Raw genomic sequence first — 16,937 nt, forward strand, 5'->3', positions numbered from 1 at the left:
CGCGACCCCCTCTGCCCCTACAGTCGTCGCCATGAGCATCGCCGAGCCCGCCACCGCCCTCTCCGTCGTCGGCCACTGGATCGACGGGGCCCCCTCAGCCTCCTCGTCCGGCCGCACCGCGCCCGTCTACGACCCGGCCCTGGGAGTCGTGGCCAGGGAGGTGGCCCTCGCCGATGGCGCCGAGGTCGCCGCCGCCGTCGCCTCCGCGAGGGCCGCCTTCCCCGCCTGGCGCGACACATCACTCGCGAAGCGGCAGCAAATCATCTTCCGCTTCCGGGAGCTGCTCGCCTCCAGGAAGCAGGAGCTCGCCGAGCTGATCACCTCGGAGCACGGCAAGGTCGTCTCGGATGCACTCGGCGAGATCGCCCGCGGGCAGGAGGTCGTGGAGTTCGCGACCGGCCTGGCCCACCACCTCAAGGGCGAGTACTCCGAGCAGGTCTCCACGGGCGTCGATGTCTACTCGGTGAAGCAGCCTCTCGGCGTCGTCGGGATCATCAGCCCGTTCAACTTCCCCGCGATGGTGCCGATGTGGTTCTTCCCGATCGCGATCGCCGCCGGCAACACCGTGGTGGTGAAGCCCTCCGAGAAGGACCCGTCACCTGCGCTGTGGCTCGGCGCGCTCTGGAAGGAAGCAGGCCTCCCCGACGGCGTCTACACCGTGCTGAACGGCGACCAGGTCGCCGTCGATGGACTGCTCGAGCACCCGGACGTCCGCTCGATCTCGTTCGTCGGGTCGACGCCGATCGCCCAGTACGTCTACGAGACCGGCACTCGGCATGGGAAGCGGGTGCAGGCGCTCGGCGGGGCGAAGAACCACATGCTGGTCCTCCCGGACGCCGATCTCGATCTCGTCGCCGACTCCGCGATCAACGCCGGTTTCGGCTCAGCGGGGGAGCGGTGCATGGCGATCTCGGTCGTCGTCGCGGTCGAACCCGTGGCGGATGAGCTGATCGAGAAGATCCGGGAGCGGGCCGCGACCCTTCGCACCGGCGACGGCCGTCGAGGCTGCGATATGGGGCCGCTCATCACCGAGGCGCACCGCGACAAGGTCGCCTCCTACATAGCGATCGCCCAGGAGGACGGAGCCGAGGTGGTCATCGACGGCCGCGGCATCGAGGTCGACGGCGACGCGAACGGCTTCTGGCTCGGCCCGACCCTCCTCGACCGCGTGCCGACGACGTCCCGCGCCTACACCGAGGAGATCTTCGGACCGGTCCTCTCGATCGTCCGCGTCGCGTCCTACGAGGAGGGCGTCGCGCTCATCAATGCCGGCGCCTTCGGCAACGGCACGGCGATCTTCACCAACGACGGAGGAGCGGCCCGCCGTTTCCAGAACGAGGTCGAGGTCGGAATGATCGGCATCAACGTCCCCATCCCGGTGCCGGTCGCGACGTTCTCGTTCGGCGGCTGGAAGGCGTCTCTGTTCGGCGACACCAAGGCTCACGGCGCCGAGGGCGTCCGCTTCTTCACCCAGCAGAAGGCCATCACGAGCCGGTGGCTCGACCCCTCCCACGGCGGCATCGACCTCGGCTTCCCGCGGCAGTCCTAGTGGATCAGCCGCAGCGCCGTCCAGAGTTCCGTGCGGGCGGACACGTCGTCGAGGTCGAGGCCGAGGGCGCGCTCCACGGCAGTGATGCGGTTGCGGAGCGTGTGCCGGTGCACGCCAAGGTCCCGCGCCGCCGGCTCCCAGGCGCCGTTGCGGCGCAGCCATGCCCGGGCGCTCTCGAGCAGTACCGCGCCGTCGGGGCTCAGCAGCGGCGCGAGCATCCGGCGGGCGAGCGGTTCGGCGCCGGACGCGGCGAGCAGCCCGAGCATCCCCTCGGCGGCGACGTCCTCGAAGCGGGTCAGTGGTCCTCCCGTCCGTTCCGCCGCGCGCCGAGCCTCCGCGATGCCCCGGTCGAGGTCGGCCCAGCCCAGCGGAGCGGAGGCGCCGCCCGTCGCTCCGTGCCGCTGGAGGACCGCAGTCAGCGGGTCGAGCTTGTCGGCGGCCGTCATGGCGACGAGTGACCCGTCCCGCTCCGCGAAGAACAGCGTCGCGTCCTCCTCCTCCGCCACGACCTCCAGCTCGTCGAGGAGCGAGTCGCCCTGCACCGGCGCGCTCAGCACGACCACTCGCACCGGCTCGGCCGGCAGCGCTCTCCCGAGCCGCCGTGCCGTGCTCTCGGCGACGTCGAACGCGCCCGCGGCCAGCAGCTCCAGCAGTCCCGATTGCAGTTGTCGGCGGGAGGAGTCGAGGGCGCGCCGCTGCTCCAGGGCGATGCTCGCCAGCGCGATGACGCTCGCGACCAGGTCGTTACCCGCCGGATCCAGCGGCGTGCCCGTGCCCACCGCGAGCACCCCGCGCAGATGGTCGCGGCGCCCGATCGTCTGCAGCGTCACGCCGCCCCCGTCGTCCAGCCGGAGCCCCGCGCGGCTGCCTCGGCTGAGCGCGTGCCTCGCGGCCGCGGCGATCGACTCCTCCGCAGGCACGGCGAGCCGCGTGGGCAGGTGCACCCTGTGACCCGCGGCGTCGTACAGGGCGACCCAGCACCCCAACTGACGCTCGAGTTCGGTGAGGATCGCCCCGAGCCCGTCCGGTCGCAGCGCTGCATGGGCGACCCGGCGTTGCGCCTCCAATGACCATTCCAGCCGCTCACGCTGCTCGCGCGAGATCACGTCGGCGACGAAACGGATGATCCCCATGAACGGCGTGAGCTCCGCCACCTCCAGTAGCGGCAGGCCCTGACGCTCGCAGGCCGCGATCAGCGCGGCGGGCACCTCGTCGTGCACGATCCGCGTGGCGAAGCCGAGCGCACGGATGCCGCGGCCGCGCAGGCGGGCGACGTACTCCTCCGAGAACTCGACGCCGTCGTGTCCGGTGAAGTGGACGCCGTCGGTGAGGAGCAACTGCCCCGATTCGAGCCAGGGCGTCGGGTCGACGAGGTCGGAGGAGTGCGCCCAGCTCAGAGGGGCGTCGAGGACGGCCTCGTCGTGCACTCCCGCGAGTATCCGGAGGCGGAAGGCCGGCTCGGCCAGCAGATCGCGGACGGTCGCGGGCATGCGCGGCTCCCTTCGACGACTTGTCCAGCGTAGGTGCAGGGTCGCGCCGGATCCGGCCGGAGCGCGGCCCGCTCGCCTGCGCAGCAGCGCGGAGCCGCCCGCCCGCGTGCGTCGGCGCCGCACAACGTCAGCTGCGAGCACCCGTCATCCACCATCGTCGATGAGACCTACCCACAGCTGACGTTGTGCCGCGCACACCGGGTTTCGCTCAGCCCGTCGCCAACGAGGACGCGTTCCACTCCACCTCGGCGATCCTCGCCTGCCCGGCGACGCTGGGGTGGAAGTGGTCGACGGTGCTGAGCAGGTCGGGCGTGAAGTCCAGCCTGCTGAGCGCACCGCCGTCCCAGCGGCATTGCGAGCCCTGGGCGTCGCACGCGTTCTCGAGGACCGCGTCGAAGTCCTTAAGGCGCTTCGCCGCAGCGGCGACCGAGGCCGCCGCCGCCGCCGGGCTCAGGGGGGTGCCTGTCGCGCTGACTCCGCGGGTGGTGCGGCAGAGTCCGGCTGAGGCCCAGAGCCCAGCGCCGGAAGTCCCGCGAACGGACCGCCACTGCGAGGCATTGTCCGGCACCGATGCGAGGACGATCCCGGCCGTCGGCCACGAGCTGCGGATCGCGCTCATCGCGGCGTCCACGCCCTGGCGGAAGGTGTCGACCGGAGTCATCGGGTAGCCGTCGCTCGCCACCGGCACATTCGGGCCGCAGAGGTCGTTGCCGCCGACGAGGAGCGTGACGACATTCGGATGCACGCCCGCCGAGACCGCGGCCGCGACTCGCGCTGGGACCTGAGCGACGGTGTTGCCGCTCTGCGCGAAGTTGGCGGTGCTGACCGTCACCCACGGGCGAGAGGCTTGCAGACGCTGGGCGAAGGAGTCGACGGCAGGGAAACTTCCTGTCGACCAGCTGCGTTCGGGGCAGTCCGTGAAGGATCCGCAGGCGGTGAATGCTCGGGTGGTCGAGTCGCCCAGGGCGAGGAGCGAGACCTGTGGAGCCGGCGCGGCAATGGCGGCGCCGGCCGGAACCAAGGCAGCGGTCGCCGCGAGGACGGTTCCGATTGCGAGGGAGCGGAGCGCGGTGCGCGCTCCGCTGGGGGTGGTGAGGGTCATGACAGTCCGTTCTCGGGTGGCGGCGGGCCAGGGGGAGGATGGCAGCGGCCGCCGAGAAGCGGGCGCGCCCTGGATGAGGAGATCCGCACGCGAGGGCTCCGCACCGGCGGAGGCCATAGCGTCCTCACGTCCGGTGTGGTGCCGACGGGCGCGCAGCTGGCTTAGCCGGGAGGCGCGAGCATGTAGCCGCGCTGTTCCTCGAAGAGGCGCGAGATCGGGACGTACGCCATCAGGTCGGGTCGTGAGCTGGCCGGCAGGGCGCCATCGGTGATGATTCCGTAGAGCCGTCCGCCCCGGCTTGCTACCGGTCCGCCCGAGTCGCCGCTGACGGTCGACGCCGTCCACGTCGTCGCTGCGAACAGAAAGGGTGGCGAGCGCGGCGGGAGCGGAGCGATACCCCAGGTGCAGTTCACGCCGGACACCGCTCCGCTGGTGCAGAAGACTTCGTTCTCGCCCGGGACTCCTGTGCCGTCGAGGGGCATGCTCACGTACCGCCCTGTGTGGTCGCGGAGGAAAATGTTGCCGATGGCGCGAGGGGTGTATGTAGTGTACGGGTCGCAGTGGCGGATCATCGAGCCAGTTCCGCAGTTCCAGTTGGTTCGGGATATCGGGTCGATTCTGGCGATTTCGAGATCGGAGGTGCCCGATTCCCAGATCACCTTCCCAATCTCGCCCTGATCAGCCACGCTGACGGAATCACCCTCGTTCCCGCAGTGCCCGGCCAGAACGACGTATCGGGTGTTCCTGATCCCGGGCGCTAGCGCGGAGTACCAGCTCGTCGAGCGGAGAACGGCACCCACGGTGCAGTACGAGTGCGGTAGCTCCACCCGGCTCCCGGCCTGGAGGGGGGTCTGCTCGCGGAACTCCGAGATGGCGTTCGCGGGCGCTGTTCCTGCGCCGATCAGCGCGACGGCGACCGCGAGCGACGCGAGAACGATTCGCCTCCGCTTTCGGGGCCGTCGTCCGAGCCTGTGGCGCAGCGAGAGATAGGCGGTCAAGGCATCTCCTCGTGAGAGTCGTGGAGCGAGTGGCGGGAAGGGCACGACCGAGCCGTTCCCGGTCAGGCCGTGGGGACCATCCATGCACAGAGAGTGCCAGCGCGAGTCGAGAGAGACACGGCTCGGCTCTGAGGAGATCCGCACACGCCTCGACGTTCCGGCCAGGTTGGAGGCGGCGCGTCGACGGATCCGCCCGCGCGAAGGCGCACCGGTCGCGGCACGATGGACTCCATGATGTCCTCGCCCCTTCCCGCCGTTCGCGACAACGCCTCGGTGACCGCTGCCGACCGGTCCCGCGTGCTCCACTCCTGGTCGGCCCAGGGTGCGCTGAATCCGCTGCCGATCGCGGGCGGCCTCGGCGCCGAGGTCTGGGATGTCGACGGCACCCGCTACCTCGACTTCTCGAGCCAGCTGGTGAATGTCACGATCGGCTACCAGCATCCCAGGGTCGTTGCGGCGATCCAGGAGCAGGCCGGCATCCTCACCACCGTCGGCCCCGCCTCCGCGAACGAGACTCGGGCAGAGGCGGCGCGCCTGATCACCGAACGGGCGCCGGAGGGTATGGAAAAGGTCTTCTTCACTAACGGCGGAGCGGACGCGAACGAGAACGCGATCCGGATGGCCCGCCTCTTCACCGGCCGCGACAAGGTCGTCTCGCTCTACCGCTCATACCACGGCAACACCGGAGCGGCGATCGTCTCGACCGGCGACTGGCGGCGCATCCCCAACGAATACGCCCGCGGTCATGTGCATGCCTTCGGCCCATACCTCTATCGCAGCGAATTCTGGGCCGAGACGCCCGAGCAGGAGTGCGAGCGGGCGCTGCACCACCTCGAGCGCATCGTCCAGGCCGAGGGGTCGGAGTCGATCGCCGCGTTCCTGCTGGAGACCATCCCCGGCACCGCGGGCGTGCTCACTCCGCCGGCCGGCTACCTCGCCGGTGTGCGCGAGATCGCCGACCGGTACGGCATCCAGCTGATCCTCGACGAGGTCATGGCCGGCTTCGGCCGCACGGGGGAGTGGTTCGCCTTCGACGCATTCGATGTGCGCCCCGACCTCATCACCTTCGCGAAGGGTGTCAACTCGGGCTACGTCCCGATCGGAGGCGTTGTCATCTCGGATCCGATCGCCCACCACTTCGACGAGCGCGTCTTCCCCGGCGGCCTGACCTACTCCGGCCATCCGCTCGCCGCGGCCAGCGTCGTCGCGACGCTCGAGGCGATGGCGGAGGAGGGCATCGTCGAGAACGCGCGGACCATCGGCTCCGAGCATCTCGCGCCCGGCCTGGCCGCCCTTGAGGCGAAGCACGATCTGATCGGTGAGGTCCGCGGCTCCGGGGTTTTCTGGGCGCTCGAACTCGTCACCGATCGGGCCGCGCGCACCCCGCTGCCGACCGCGGCCGTTGCCCGCCTCAAGGCCGACTTGCTCGCCCGCGGCCTCCTGCCCTTCACCGCCGACAATCGGATCCATGTGGTTCCGCCGGCCGTGATTACCCCCGCTGAGATTGCCCGCGGCCTCGCCGTCCTCGACGACGCTCTCACCGCCTTCAGTGGTTGAGGATCCCGCCCGACTCGGCGGGACGCCGGTCGTCGCGTCAGGTGACCGTCGTCGCGTCAGGTGACCGGAGCGAGGGCGTAGCCGCGCTGTTCTTCCAGAATGCGGCTGATCGGGACGTAGGTCATCAAGTCGGGGTCGGAATCGTTCCAATTCAGACCTTCACTGACGATTCCGTACAGGCGGCCATCCCGGCCCGCCACCGGCCCCCCGGAGTCACCAACGAGGACCTGATTGCGGAAGGTCCTCGCGCCCAGGACGAAGATGGGGGCAGCCGGAGGCAGACGCGCGACTCCCCAGCTGCAGTTCACGCCGGTCCGGGCACCGCTCGTGCAGAAGACTTCGTTGACGCTGGGGACCCCCATCCCGATCACGGGCAGGCTCGCGTAGCGCCCGAAGTGATCGAACAGGAAGATCCTGCCGATTGCTCGCGGCATGTAGGAAGTGGCCACGGTGCAGCGGTGCAGCGATGAGCTGGGATCGCAGCCGACGTGACTCTCGCCGATCGGGTCGATCCGCGCGATGCTCACGTCCAGCATCGTGGACTTCCAGATTACCGAGCCGATGATGCCCTGGAGGTTCACCCTGATCGGGTCGCCCACGTTGCCGCAGTGCCCCGCCGTGACGATGTAGCGGGTCGCCTTTGCCTTGGGAGACACCGCGGCGTAGAAACTCGTCGAAACGAGGACGGCACCGACTGTGCATCGGTATTTTCCGGCTGCGATGAAGCTCCCGGCCTGGATGGGGATCTGCTCGCGGAATTCGGAGACCGGCCTCCCCGACCCATCGTCGGCCGGCTCAGCGCCCGCCGGCGCGGCGCCCGCGCTGAGCATCCCGAGCGTGGCGCAGACGCCGATGCAGGCGAGCAGTATCCGCGTGCCGAATCGCCGACCGAGCCGGTGGCGCCGGGCGCGAAGGTGAGTAGTCATCGAGTTCCTCTTTCGTCGTCCGCAGAGTGGCAGCGCCTACCGGTGGAACTCTGATCCTGGGCTGAGTAAGTCCATACCACCCGCTGGAGAGGCCGAGCGGCGTTCTACGAGACGCTGTGCAGCGCGAACGCCGTCACGAAACCGAGCACCGCGTACAGCCCTGTGAGCACGTCGTCGCGGTCGAACGCCTCGGGGATCATCGTGTTCGAGATCATCGCGAGGATCGCTCCCGCGGCGACGGTCGTCACGAACGCCACCACCGCTCCCGGTGCCGTGGCGAAGACCAGGAAGCCGACCAGGGCGGCGGCCGCGGAGAGTGCCGCGATCCCGCCCCAGACGGTGAAGACGTAGCGGGCCGAGCGGCCGTCGATCTTCATGCCGACGGTGGAGGAGAGGCCCTCGGGCAGGTTCGAGATGGCGACCGCGGCGACGATCGGCACGCTGATCGCCGCTCCCGCCCCGCCCTGAGCGACCGAGAGGCCGAGCACGATCGACTCCGGAATGCCATCGATGAGCGCGCCGGCAGCGATCGCCGCCCCCGCGCCGCCCCCCGATCCCCTCGTGCTCGTGCGATTCCCCGCCCCCGCGCGTGTGAGCAGCGCGTCGGCGCCGACGAAGACCACGGCTCCCGCGAGGGTCCCCAGGATCGTCGGGAGCAGTCCGCCGTCCTCCGCCGCCTCCTGCACGAGCTCGTAGGCGAGCGCCGAAATCAACACGCCTGCGCCGAACGCTGAGATCGCGGCGGTGAGCTTCGGGGGGACGCGCACGAACCAGGCGAGTGCGGCGCCGATCAGAAGGGTGGCGCCGCCGATGGCGCCACTGAGGAGAGCGAGGGTCCACGTAGGCACGCGCTCAGCGTTTCAGGCTCCGGCGGTGTCCGCGCGGGCCTTGACGGGCTGCCGGATCGTGCGCACCGGGCGCCACACCCTCGACAGGGGTCTGGCGCGAGGCTGATGCGCCGTGCGGTTCAGCGCCGACCGGCCGCCGTCACACGCGGCGCTCCGGCCGTCGCAATGCTGTGCTGGTAGAAGAGCCAGCCGAACACGATGGTTCCGAAGAGGAGGATCACTCGCGCGAGCACCACCGCCGCGATCGCCACCGTACCGTCGATGCCGCCGGCGACGAGGGTTCCGACCATCGCGACCTCGTAGCCGCCCACTCCGTTGGGAGTGACGACGACCATGCTGGCGACCGTGGCGACGCCGTAGGCCACGAAGATGAGTGCCGGATCGGCGGCCGTCCCGAACGCGGCGAGAGCCACCCAGAACAGACCGGCATCGAGAGCGTTCACCGCGAAGGACCAGGCGAACGGAGCGATGAGGGCGCGCGGCCGACTCAGGACGTGACGCAGTTCGAGGTGCAACCCGTCGAAGAACCGCACCAGCGCCACCGTGTCGATCCTCGAACGGCGTCGGATGAGCCGCAAGCCGCGATCGGCCGCGCAGGCGATGAATCCGGCGAACCGATGCAGCAGGCGGCGGCGGCGCAGCAGCACCAGGCCCGCGACCGTGGCGCCGATCGCGAGGCCGCCGATGAGGGCGGCGAGCCACAGCACTCCCGGCGCTGGATCGCCCGAGAGCAGGAGCGAGCCGGTCGCCACGAGGAGCAGGAGGAGGAAGGAGGCGAAGGTCACGGCGAAGCGAACGAGCTGGGCGAACGTGGCGCGGCTCACCGGCACGCCGAGCGTGTTCAGCTTCCACGCGGTGTAGGCGATTCCCGCCGAGCCGCCGGCCGGCAGCATGTGGTTCGCAAAGTTGAATTCGAGCGACATCCGCATGGCCGTGAGAGGACCCACCCGCGAGATCTCGCCCTGGGAGCGGAGGAAGGAGAACAGGACCTCGCCCGTTGCGGCGAAGCTCGCGAGCTGCAGAGGCACCAGCAGCACCAGGATCCACAGGTTGATCCGGCGCAGGTTTCCCACCGCGTCGACCACGGTGGGCCAGGCGCTCCAGACGATCACTGCGACGATGGCGGCCGTCGCTGCGCTCAGCCAGAAGCGCGGGGACTGGTACCAGTGTCGGTGGGGAACGACCGCGGCGGGCATCGTGCTCACACCCTCGCTCATCGAGGCGACGGATCCGTTGCGGACGTCGCGGAGGCGGGTGCCGCGGCCGCCTGCGTCGCAGCGCCCTTGCGCCGCCGCGCCGGATTGCCGTAGCCGTGCCGCACGAGGGTCAGCGTGTCGGTGCGGTAGTAGCGGGACAGCTTGTCGCGGTCGATCGAGCGGAACAGGCGTGCCTTCACCATCGCCGTCGGTGCGTAGCGGAGGGAGTGACCGGTGCGCAGGAGGGCGATGGTGACATCCACGTCCTCACTGATCCCCTCGTCGTCGGCGCCGACCAGGGGCCGGGCCGTGAGCCACGCGTCGCGGCGGAACGCACTGTTGAAGCCGTACAGCATGGGCCGCACCCCGATACTGCGCTGGTGCCAGGCTCGGAAGCCCCGGTACCAGCAGCTGAACCAGAACCGGTCGCCGGGGGAGAGCTCGGCGATCGCGGCGCCCCCGCCGATCCCGTCGACGTCCTCGGTCGCGAAGATCGTGCGGATGCTCTCGACCCAGTCGGCGCGCACGAGCGAGTCGGCGTCGATCCGAGCGATGATGTCACCTCGAGCAGCGTCGAAACCGCTCGAGCGAGCGTTGCCGACGCCACGTCGCGGTTCGTGCACGACCCGGACCCGGCCGAACCGAGCGACGACCGCGAGCGTCGCGTCGCGACTGCCGTTGTCGACCACGATGATCTCATCGGCCGGATCGCTCTGACCCGCGAGCGCCTCGAGGCAGCGGGCGATGATCGCCTCCTCATCGAACGCGGGGATCACCACCGAGACGGTGGGTCGCCGGTCTGCCCGAGGGCTCAGAGCACCGGAGGTGCCCTCGAGACGTCCCTGGGTGCTGTCGAGGTGTTCTGGCATGGAAAGCAGCCGATTCTGTTCGGAGGGCCGCAGCGATGGTGCCCGATCGATGAGGTGCCTGGGACCCGGCACGGCGGGTCGGCTCCGCACTGTATCCCTCTTCCCTGTTTTGTACCGGAGACAAGACGTCAAATCCGGCAAGGATGGCGCGCGCCACGATCGCTGCGTCCCTGGTCGTGCGGCGGAATCCTCGACTGCGTCATCGGCCGTTGAACCCGGACGGGGGGCACTCGGCCGTCGGGCGCCCGTGGTCTGCCCCCGGGCGTCGAGGGGCACGGCAGCATCCGGCGCGCGGCGGGTGGACGAGCGTCACGAGCACGACGGAGACGGTCATCAGCAGGAACCAGGAGACCAACGTGGACTCCGACACGGGCTGCCAGCCGTCGACCTGGGGTAGAGCCAGGCTCCCGCCGAGGCCGCACTGTTCTCGGCGATTCAGATGACGAGCGCGATCAGTGCGAACGCCACGAGCACCGGCATCCGGTGCGTTCCTCGGTTGACCCGGTAGACCATCGTGCTATGCAGACAGAGCGCGGCTCCGAACACAGCAGGCTCAGGCCTGCTTGGTCCCGAAGACGAGGACTCGATCAGGGAGGCTCACCGGCCCGTGGCGGGACTGCGCGAGCAGGTTCCGTGCGGCGTGGTCGATGCGCTCCTCGACCGGCGTGCAGGACCGCATCCGCTCTCCTGCTTACTCCAAGCCGCCGATTCTCTCGCCTCCTCGCGCCCCGCCGTCGGGCAGGTCCTACCGCCTCGCGCCCGTGCCCGACGTGCCCGGCCGATCCTCGACGCCGGAGGGACGCGCGGGTCGGCGCTCCCCGTAAACTGCCCGAATGGCGGAGTTCAACGCGACGGTTTTCCAGAACGAGTTCCTGTCGGACGGCGCGACTGACGTGCACGCCATCGTCACGGTGACCGCGTCCGGCACGGGAGCCGCCGGATCCGACGGTGCCGCGGCCGAGATCATCATCGTCGACTGCTCCGGATCGATGACCGGCGAGAACCTGACGGCCGCCAAGCGCGCCGCCGCTGTGGCCGTCGACCAGATCCTCGACGGCACATTCTTCGCGATCGTCGCCGGCTCCGAGCGCGCCGACCGCGCCTTCCCCTACCCCAACGCCACGGTGTCGATGGTGCGCATGGAGCCGGGTGCGCGTGCCGCGGCGAAGGAGGCGATCGGCTACCTCCAGGCCGACGGCGGTACCGCGATGGGCACCTGGCTGACGCTCGCCCGCCAGCTGTTCGCGACGGTTCCGGAGGTGACCCAGCGGCACGCGATCCTGCTCACGGACGGCAAGAACGAGCACGAGTCGCGGATGCAGCTCGACGCGGCGATCCGCGCGGCGTCGGGCGACTTTCAGTGCGACGTGCGCGGCGTCGGCTCCCGCTGGATTGTCGAGGAGGCGCGCACCATCGCGAGCGCCCTGCTGGGTACCGTGGGCCTGATCGCGAACCCGGCCGACCTGGCCGCCGACTTCGAGACGCTGATGCGGGCGTCGATGGGCCGCGGAGTCGCCAACGGCGAGCTGCGGGTCTGGACGCCGCAGGGTGCGCAGCTGCTCTTCGTGCGCCAGGTCGCGCCGAACCTCGAGGACCTCAGCGTCCGGCGCTCCGCCGTGAATCCGCTCACCGGGGCCTACCCGACCGGCGCCTGGGGCGATGAGTCGCGGGAGTATCATGTGGCCGTCCGGGTCGCGTCCAAGCCCGTTGGTGCGGAGCAGCTGGCCGCGCGGGTGCAGCTCAGCGTCCGTGACCAGGTGGTCGCTTCCGCCCTCGTGAAGGCCCGCTGGACCGACGACTCCGCCCTGACCGCCCGCATCGACCCGGCTGTCGCGCACTACACCGGCCAGACCGAGCTCGCCTCCGCGATCCAGGACGGACTCGCGGCGAAAGCCCGGGGCGACGAGGCGACCGCGACGGTGAAGCTCGGCCGTGCCGTGCAGCTCGCCTCCGTCACGGGGAACGACGAGGCGACCGCGAAGCTGCGTAAGGTCGTCGACATCGACAACCCGAACGAGGGGACGGTGCGGCTCAAGCGCGGCGTCGATCGCCTCGACGAGATGGCGCTGGACACCGCGTCGACCAAAACCACGCGGGTGCGCAAGTGAGTTTCCGCTGCCCCGAGGGGCACACCTCGGAATCGGGCGACTACTGCGACGTCTGCGGGGCGCCCATCGGAGCCGCGCCGGTCACGCCTCCCGCTCCTGCCGCGCCGACCAGGATGATCCCGACCGGGCCGTCGGTCTGCCCGCACTGCTCGTTCCCGAACGACGCCGGCGCGCTGTTCTGTGAGAACTGCGGCTACGACTTCACCACCGGCTCCCTGCCCGAGGCCGATCCGTTCACCGCCTCGGGCGCCGTGCGCGCGCCGGGCGAGGACGGCGGATCGACGACACCGGGCGGCGACCCCGCCGAGCACCCGGGTGAGGCCCCCGCCCCGGGGGTCGACTCCGCGGCTGCGACCGAGCTGGTTTCGGAGCAGGAGGCGGGCTTCGACACGCCGGTCGCGACGGTGCCGCCGGCCGGCTCGGCGCCTGCTGCGTCGCGTGGTGGTGCCGCTGCCCCGGCTGCTGCTCCGCGTGCTGCTTCGGTCGCCGCTGCGCCGACCGAGGTGATTCCGCAGACGGCACCGCCGGAGGAGGAGGCCGCGTCCGGGCCGGCGACCGGGTCCGCCCGCGCAGCTGGCTCCGCCGACCCCGACCGCCCGTGGATCGCCGAGCTCTGGGTCGACCCGGAGTGGTACGCCGAGCAGCGTGCCGACGATCCGATGCCCTCACCCGGACCGCCCGCGACCGTCGTCCTGCGCGAGCGCACCCTGCTGGTGGGCCGGCCCTCCGTCTCGCGCGGCATCTCGCCGCAGGTCGACTGCGGCTCCGACTCCGGAGTCTCGCGCCGGCACTGCCAGCTGAGCACCGACGGCTACCGCTGGTGGGTCGAGGACCTGCAATCGGCGAACGGGACCTACCTCGCGGGGGCCGGCGCGCCCCTCCCACAGACGCCGATCCCGACCGGCCAGCGGCGTGAAGTGCAGGAGGGGGATCGGATCTACGTGGGCGCTTGGACCCGGATTGTTTTGCGCCCCGCGCTCCCCGGCGAGGCGTAGGTTTCCCTCCTGGACCCCACCGTCCGATTCGCAGGGGATCCGTCGCTCCGGAGGCGTGACATGCGGAAGAAAGCGCTCTCCGCCGAGTAGCCCCTGCAGACCGAACGGCCCCCTGCACACGGCACGGCCCCCTGCACATCGCACGGCCCCCTGCACACGGCACGGCCCCCTGCACACCGCACGGACCCCGCCCGCGGCGCAGCAGCAGTCAGCGCCCGGCCAGCGCTCCCAGCATCCACGAGAGCGCCGCGATCGCGCTGACGCCCACCACGCTCAAGCCGATGATCACCGAGCGCCGCATCCGCGCCGAGCGCGAGTCCGAAGCAGCTGGACCGGATCCCGCCGCCATTCCCCCGCGCAGGCTGTGCGCCACCTCGTCGGCGGTCGGCCGCTGATCCGGATCGCGCTGCGTCATCGAGGACAGTAGCGTCCGCCACTCCGCGGGCAGCGCGTCCGGCACAGAGGGGCTCCGATGCAGGCGGGCGATCGCCGCCTCCAGGACCGTTCCCGAGTACTCGCGGTGCCCGGTCAGCGCCTCCAAGAGGACCAGGCCGAGCGAGAAGACGTCGCTCGCTCCGCTGATCGGCTCGCCGGCGACCTGCTCCGGGCTGACGAAGCTCGCGGTGCCGATCACAACGCCGTCGCTGGTCAAGCGCGATCCGTCCATGAAACGGGCAACACCGAAGTCGGTGAGCTTGGCCGTGCGGTCGTAGCCGCTGGACGCGACGTCGCTGACCAGGATGTTCGCGGGCTTCACGTCTCGATGCACGACGCCGCGCTCGTGCAGGTAGGCCAGGGCCTCCGCAAGTTGCGTGCCGATCGCAGCGACCTCACCCGTGGGGAGGGGGCCGGCCTCGAGCCGCGCCTCCATCGCGGGGTCAGCGACGAGTTCCATCACGACGTAGCGGCGCACCTCACCGCCGAAGTTGTGCAGGCCCGCATCGAACAGGTTCACGATGCCGGGGTGCGCGAAGGAACTCAGCATCCGGACCTCGCGCTCCTGGCGGGCGACGTCCTCGGGGTTCGAGGCCTCCGCGCGGAACACCTTCACGGCGACATCGCGCTGCACGGACTCGTCGCGGGCACGATAGACCGAGCCCATCCCACCCGAGCCGATCCGCTCGATCAGGTAGTAGCGGCCCGCGACTTTCTGCTGGGCGGCGTTCGCGGCGATGGCACTCATGGCGATCCCGCCTTCCGCTCGAACGGTGCGCTCCGGGCGCACAGGACGGACGCCTGCGTTGACCGTACCGCGGCTCCGTACCGGCCCGGGCGGTGTGACAGGGGGATTGACACCCCTGGTCTCGGACGGGGACCGCCGACCCGCGGACCTTCGGGCCCGGGTCGGTCGGAGCGGGTCCGCGGAGGAGCGGCGCTGAGTCGGATGCTCAGCTGCGGCGACCGAGCATCCCCTCGAAGGAGCCGTCGAGCGCCCACGGGTCGTGCGCCGTTCCGGAGCGGGAGGAGCGGGCGGCCTCGGTCGCCAGCTCACGTCCGGCGCGCTCGATGCGCGAGGGCAGAGCCCGTCCATCCTCGGTCGCGCCGCCCCAGTCGTCCGTCGCCGCGAACACGGTGGTCGCCAGCGGAGCCGCGTGCAGGTAGCTGAACAGCGGACGCATCGCGTAGTCGACGGCGAGGGAGTGGCGGGGCGATCCGCCCGTGGCGGCAAGCAGCACGGGTAGGCCGCGCAGCGCCTCCGTATCGAGCACGTCGACGAACGACTTGAAGAGCCCGCTGTAGCTGGTGGTGAAGATCGGCGTCACGGCGATCAGCCCGTCGGCGCCGGCGACGGCGTCCAGCGCGGTCTGCAGCGCCGGGCTCGCGAAACCGGTGAGGAGATTGTTCGTAACGTCGTGCGCGAGGTCGCGCAGCTCCACGATGCTGCGCTCGACGGCGAAGCCCTGCTCGACGAGGGCGGACTCGGCGGCGTCGGCCAGGCGGTCGGCGAGCAGACGGGTTGAGGACGGCTGGCTGAGGCCGGCCGAGAGGACGGTGATCCTGCGGGTGTCCATGCGGGGCTCCTGGTTAGACGGTGACGGGCTCGGGCTGCGCCTCGCGCGCGGCCACGAGGGAGGAGTGGGTGGGGGCGTCCGGCACATGCGCGGGGCGGTTTTCGGCGAATCCGGTGCGCAGAGCGGGGAGGATCTCGCCGAGCATGTCCATCTGCTCGAGGACGGTCTTCAGCGGAAGTCCCGCGTGGTCCATCAGGAACAGCTGGCGCTGGTAGTCGCCGACGTACTCTCGGAAGCCGAGGGTGCGGTCGATGATCTGCTGCGGGGAGCCGACGGTGAGCGGGGTTTGCTCGGTGAAGTCCTCGAGCGAGGGGCCGTGGCCGTAGACGGGTGCGTTGTCGAAGTAGGGGCGGAACTGCGAGAGAGCGTCCTGGGAGTTCTGAGCCAGGAAGATCTGCCCGCCGAGCCCGACGATCGCCTGGTCGGCGGTGCCGTGGCCGTAGTGCTCGAAGCGCTGACGGTAGAGCTGCACCATCTTCTGGGTGTGCGAGGCGGGCCAGAAGATGTGGTTCGCGAAGAAGCCGTCGCCGTAGTAGGCGGCCTGCTCCGCGATCTGGGGGGAGCGGATCGAGCCGTGCCAGACGAACGGCGCGACGCCGTCGAGGGGGCGCGGGGTCGACTGGAATCCTTGGAGGGGTGTGCGGAACTGGCCCTCCCAGTCGACGTAGTCCTCCCGCCAGAGGCGGTGCAGCAGGTCGTAGTTCTCGATGGTCAGCTCGATGCCGCGGCGGATGTCTTTGCCGAACCACGGGTAGACGGGGCCGGTGTTGCCGCGGCCGAGCATCAGGTCGACGCGGCCTTCGGCGAGGTGCTGGAGCATGGCGTAGTCCTCGGCGAGCTTCACCGGGTCGTTCGTCGTGATCAGCGCCATCGCGGTCGAGAGCTGGATCTGCTCGGTCTTCGCGGCGAGGTAGCCGAGCGTGGTCGTGGGAGAGGAGGACCAGAACGGCGGATTGTGGTGCTCGCCGAGGGCGAAGACGTCGAGGCCGATCTCCTCGGCCTTCAGCGCGATCGCGAGGGTTGCCCGGATTTTTTCGGACTCCGACGGGGTCCGTCCGGTCGTGGGGTCGGTCGTGATGTCGCTGACCGTGAAGATGCCGAACTGCATCGGGCGCTCCTTCTGTCCTCCGCCCCCCGCGGGGCCCATTCCATGCGTGTGCATATACATCCTCCTTCAACCACGCTCGCGCGGATTCATTCCCCGCCCCCGCCCTGCGTCCCCCGCCCTGCGTCCCCCGCCCTGCGTCCGCCACCGAGGGAACCCCGGACCGTCCAGGGAGCCTCCGC

General features: G+C 70.6%; 15 protein-coding genes. 4 read left to right on the top strand and 11 right to left on the bottom strand.

Annotation, left to right across the window (positions count from 1 at the left end):
- Positions 1–31: 31 nt before the first annotated feature.
- Entirely contained in the window at positions 32–1,549 is a 1,518-nt protein-coding gene (locus tag C1O28_RS01030; RefSeq protein WP_097166279.1) for a CoA-acylating methylmalonate-semialdehyde dehydrogenase, read from the top strand.
- Here C1O28_RS01030 and C1O28_RS01035 read toward each other — a convergent pair.
- The 3 genes from C1O28_RS01035 to C1O28_RS01045 all read right to left on the bottom strand — a co-directional run bounded on the left by C1O28_RS01035 (position 1,546) and on the right by C1O28_RS01045 (position 5,139).
- Positions 1,546–3,039 (bottom strand): PucR family transcriptional regulator, encoded by a 1,494-nt coding sequence (locus C1O28_RS01035; RefSeq protein WP_097166280.1) that lies wholly within the window; start codon positions 3,037–3,039, stop codon positions 1,546–1,548. The genes C1O28_RS01030 and C1O28_RS01035 overlap by 4 nt on opposite strands.
- 208 nt (positions 3,040–3,247) lie before the next feature.
- Positions 3,248–4,141, bottom strand: a complete 894-nt coding sequence (locus tag C1O28_RS01040; RefSeq protein ID WP_104248789.1) for an SGNH/GDSL hydrolase family protein — start codon at positions 4,139–4,141, stop codon at positions 3,248–3,250.
- A 161-nt stretch (positions 4,142–4,302) separates the two neighbouring features.
- Complete coding sequence (locus C1O28_RS01045; protein ID WP_097166282.1) at positions 4,303–5,139, bottom strand: chymotrypsin family serine protease; 837 nt, start codon at positions 5,137–5,139, stop codon at positions 4,303–4,305.
- Between the two features lie 231 nt (positions 5,140–5,370).
- Between C1O28_RS01045 and C1O28_RS01050 the strand changes: the two genes are divergently transcribed.
- Positions 5,371–6,696: an aspartate aminotransferase family protein gene (locus C1O28_RS01050; protein WP_097166409.1), complete on the top strand. Its 1,326-nt coding sequence runs from the start codon at positions 5,371–5,373 to the stop codon at positions 6,694–6,696.
- Between the two features lie 56 nt (positions 6,697–6,752).
- Here the strand turns inward: C1O28_RS01050 and C1O28_RS01055 are convergent, their stop codons facing one another.
- The 5 genes from C1O28_RS01055 to C1O28_RS15805 form a co-directional block, all read right to left on the bottom strand.
- A complete protein-coding gene (locus C1O28_RS01055) occupies positions 6,753–7,526 on the bottom strand; it encodes a chymotrypsin family serine protease (protein ID WP_127821390.1) in 774 nt (257 codons plus the stop codon).
- Positions 7,527–7,726: 200 nt separating this feature from the next.
- Positions 7,727–8,470, bottom strand: a complete 744-nt coding sequence (locus C1O28_RS01060; protein WP_097166284.1) for a ZIP family metal transporter — start codon at positions 8,468–8,470, stop codon at positions 7,727–7,729.
- A gap of 119 nt (positions 8,471–8,589) precedes the next feature.
- Complete coding sequence (locus C1O28_RS01065) at positions 8,590–9,687, bottom strand: lysylphosphatidylglycerol synthase transmembrane domain-containing protein (RefSeq protein ID WP_097166285.1); 1,098 nt, start codon at positions 9,685–9,687, stop codon at positions 8,590–8,592.
- Entirely contained in the window at positions 9,684–10,535 is an 852-nt protein-coding gene (locus C1O28_RS01070) for a glycosyltransferase family 2 protein (protein ID WP_097166286.1), read from the bottom strand. Before C1O28_RS01070 ends, C1O28_RS01065 begins: the two co-directional genes overlap by 4 nt.
- A 553-nt stretch (positions 10,536–11,088) precedes the next feature.
- Positions 11,089–11,214 carry a hypothetical protein gene (locus C1O28_RS15805; RefSeq protein ID WP_258059712.1) on the bottom strand — a complete coding sequence of 42 codons (126 nt, stop codon included), beginning with the start codon at positions 11,212–11,214 and terminating at the stop codon, positions 11,089–11,091.
- 154 nt (positions 11,215–11,368) lie between these two features.
- Between C1O28_RS15805 and C1O28_RS01075 the strand changes: the two genes are divergently transcribed.
- Positions 11,369–12,643 carry a VWA domain-containing protein gene (locus C1O28_RS01075; protein WP_097166287.1) on the top strand — a complete coding sequence of 425 codons (1,275 nt, stop codon included), beginning with the start codon at positions 11,369–11,371 and terminating at the stop codon, positions 12,641–12,643.
- A complete protein-coding gene (locus tag C1O28_RS14960) occupies positions 12,640–13,638 on the top strand; it encodes an FHA domain-containing protein (RefSeq protein WP_164861099.1) in 999 nt (332 codons plus the stop codon). The genes C1O28_RS01075 and C1O28_RS14960 overlap by 4 nt, the downstream gene beginning before the upstream one ends.
- A gap of 208 nt (positions 13,639–13,846) precedes the next feature.
- Here C1O28_RS14960 and C1O28_RS01085 read toward each other — a convergent pair whose 3' ends face one another.
- The 3 genes from C1O28_RS01085 to C1O28_RS01095 all read right to left on the bottom strand — a co-directional run bounded on the left by C1O28_RS01085 (position 13,847) and on the right by C1O28_RS01095 (position 16,758).
- On the bottom strand, positions 13,847–14,821 hold the full coding sequence (locus tag C1O28_RS01085; RefSeq protein ID WP_104275165.1) for a serine/threonine-protein kinase: 975 nt from the start codon (positions 14,819–14,821) through the stop codon (positions 13,847–13,849).
- A gap of 205 nt (positions 14,822–15,026) precedes the next feature.
- On the bottom strand, positions 15,027–15,650 hold the full coding sequence (locus C1O28_RS01090) for an FMN reductase (protein ID WP_097166289.1): 624 nt from the start codon (positions 15,648–15,650) through the stop codon (positions 15,027–15,029).
- A gap of 13 nt (positions 15,651–15,663) precedes the next feature.
- Positions 15,664–16,758 (bottom strand): LLM class flavin-dependent oxidoreductase, encoded by a 1,095-nt coding sequence (locus C1O28_RS01095; RefSeq protein WP_097166290.1) that lies wholly within the window; start codon positions 16,756–16,758, stop codon positions 15,664–15,666.
- Positions 16,759–16,937 lie beyond the last annotated feature (179 nt).

The sequence above is a fragment of the Rathayibacter rathayi genome (assembly GCF_004011095.1).
Taxonomy (GTDB): Bacteria; Actinomycetota; Actinomycetes; order Actinomycetales; family Microbacteriaceae; genus Rathayibacter; species Rathayibacter rathayi.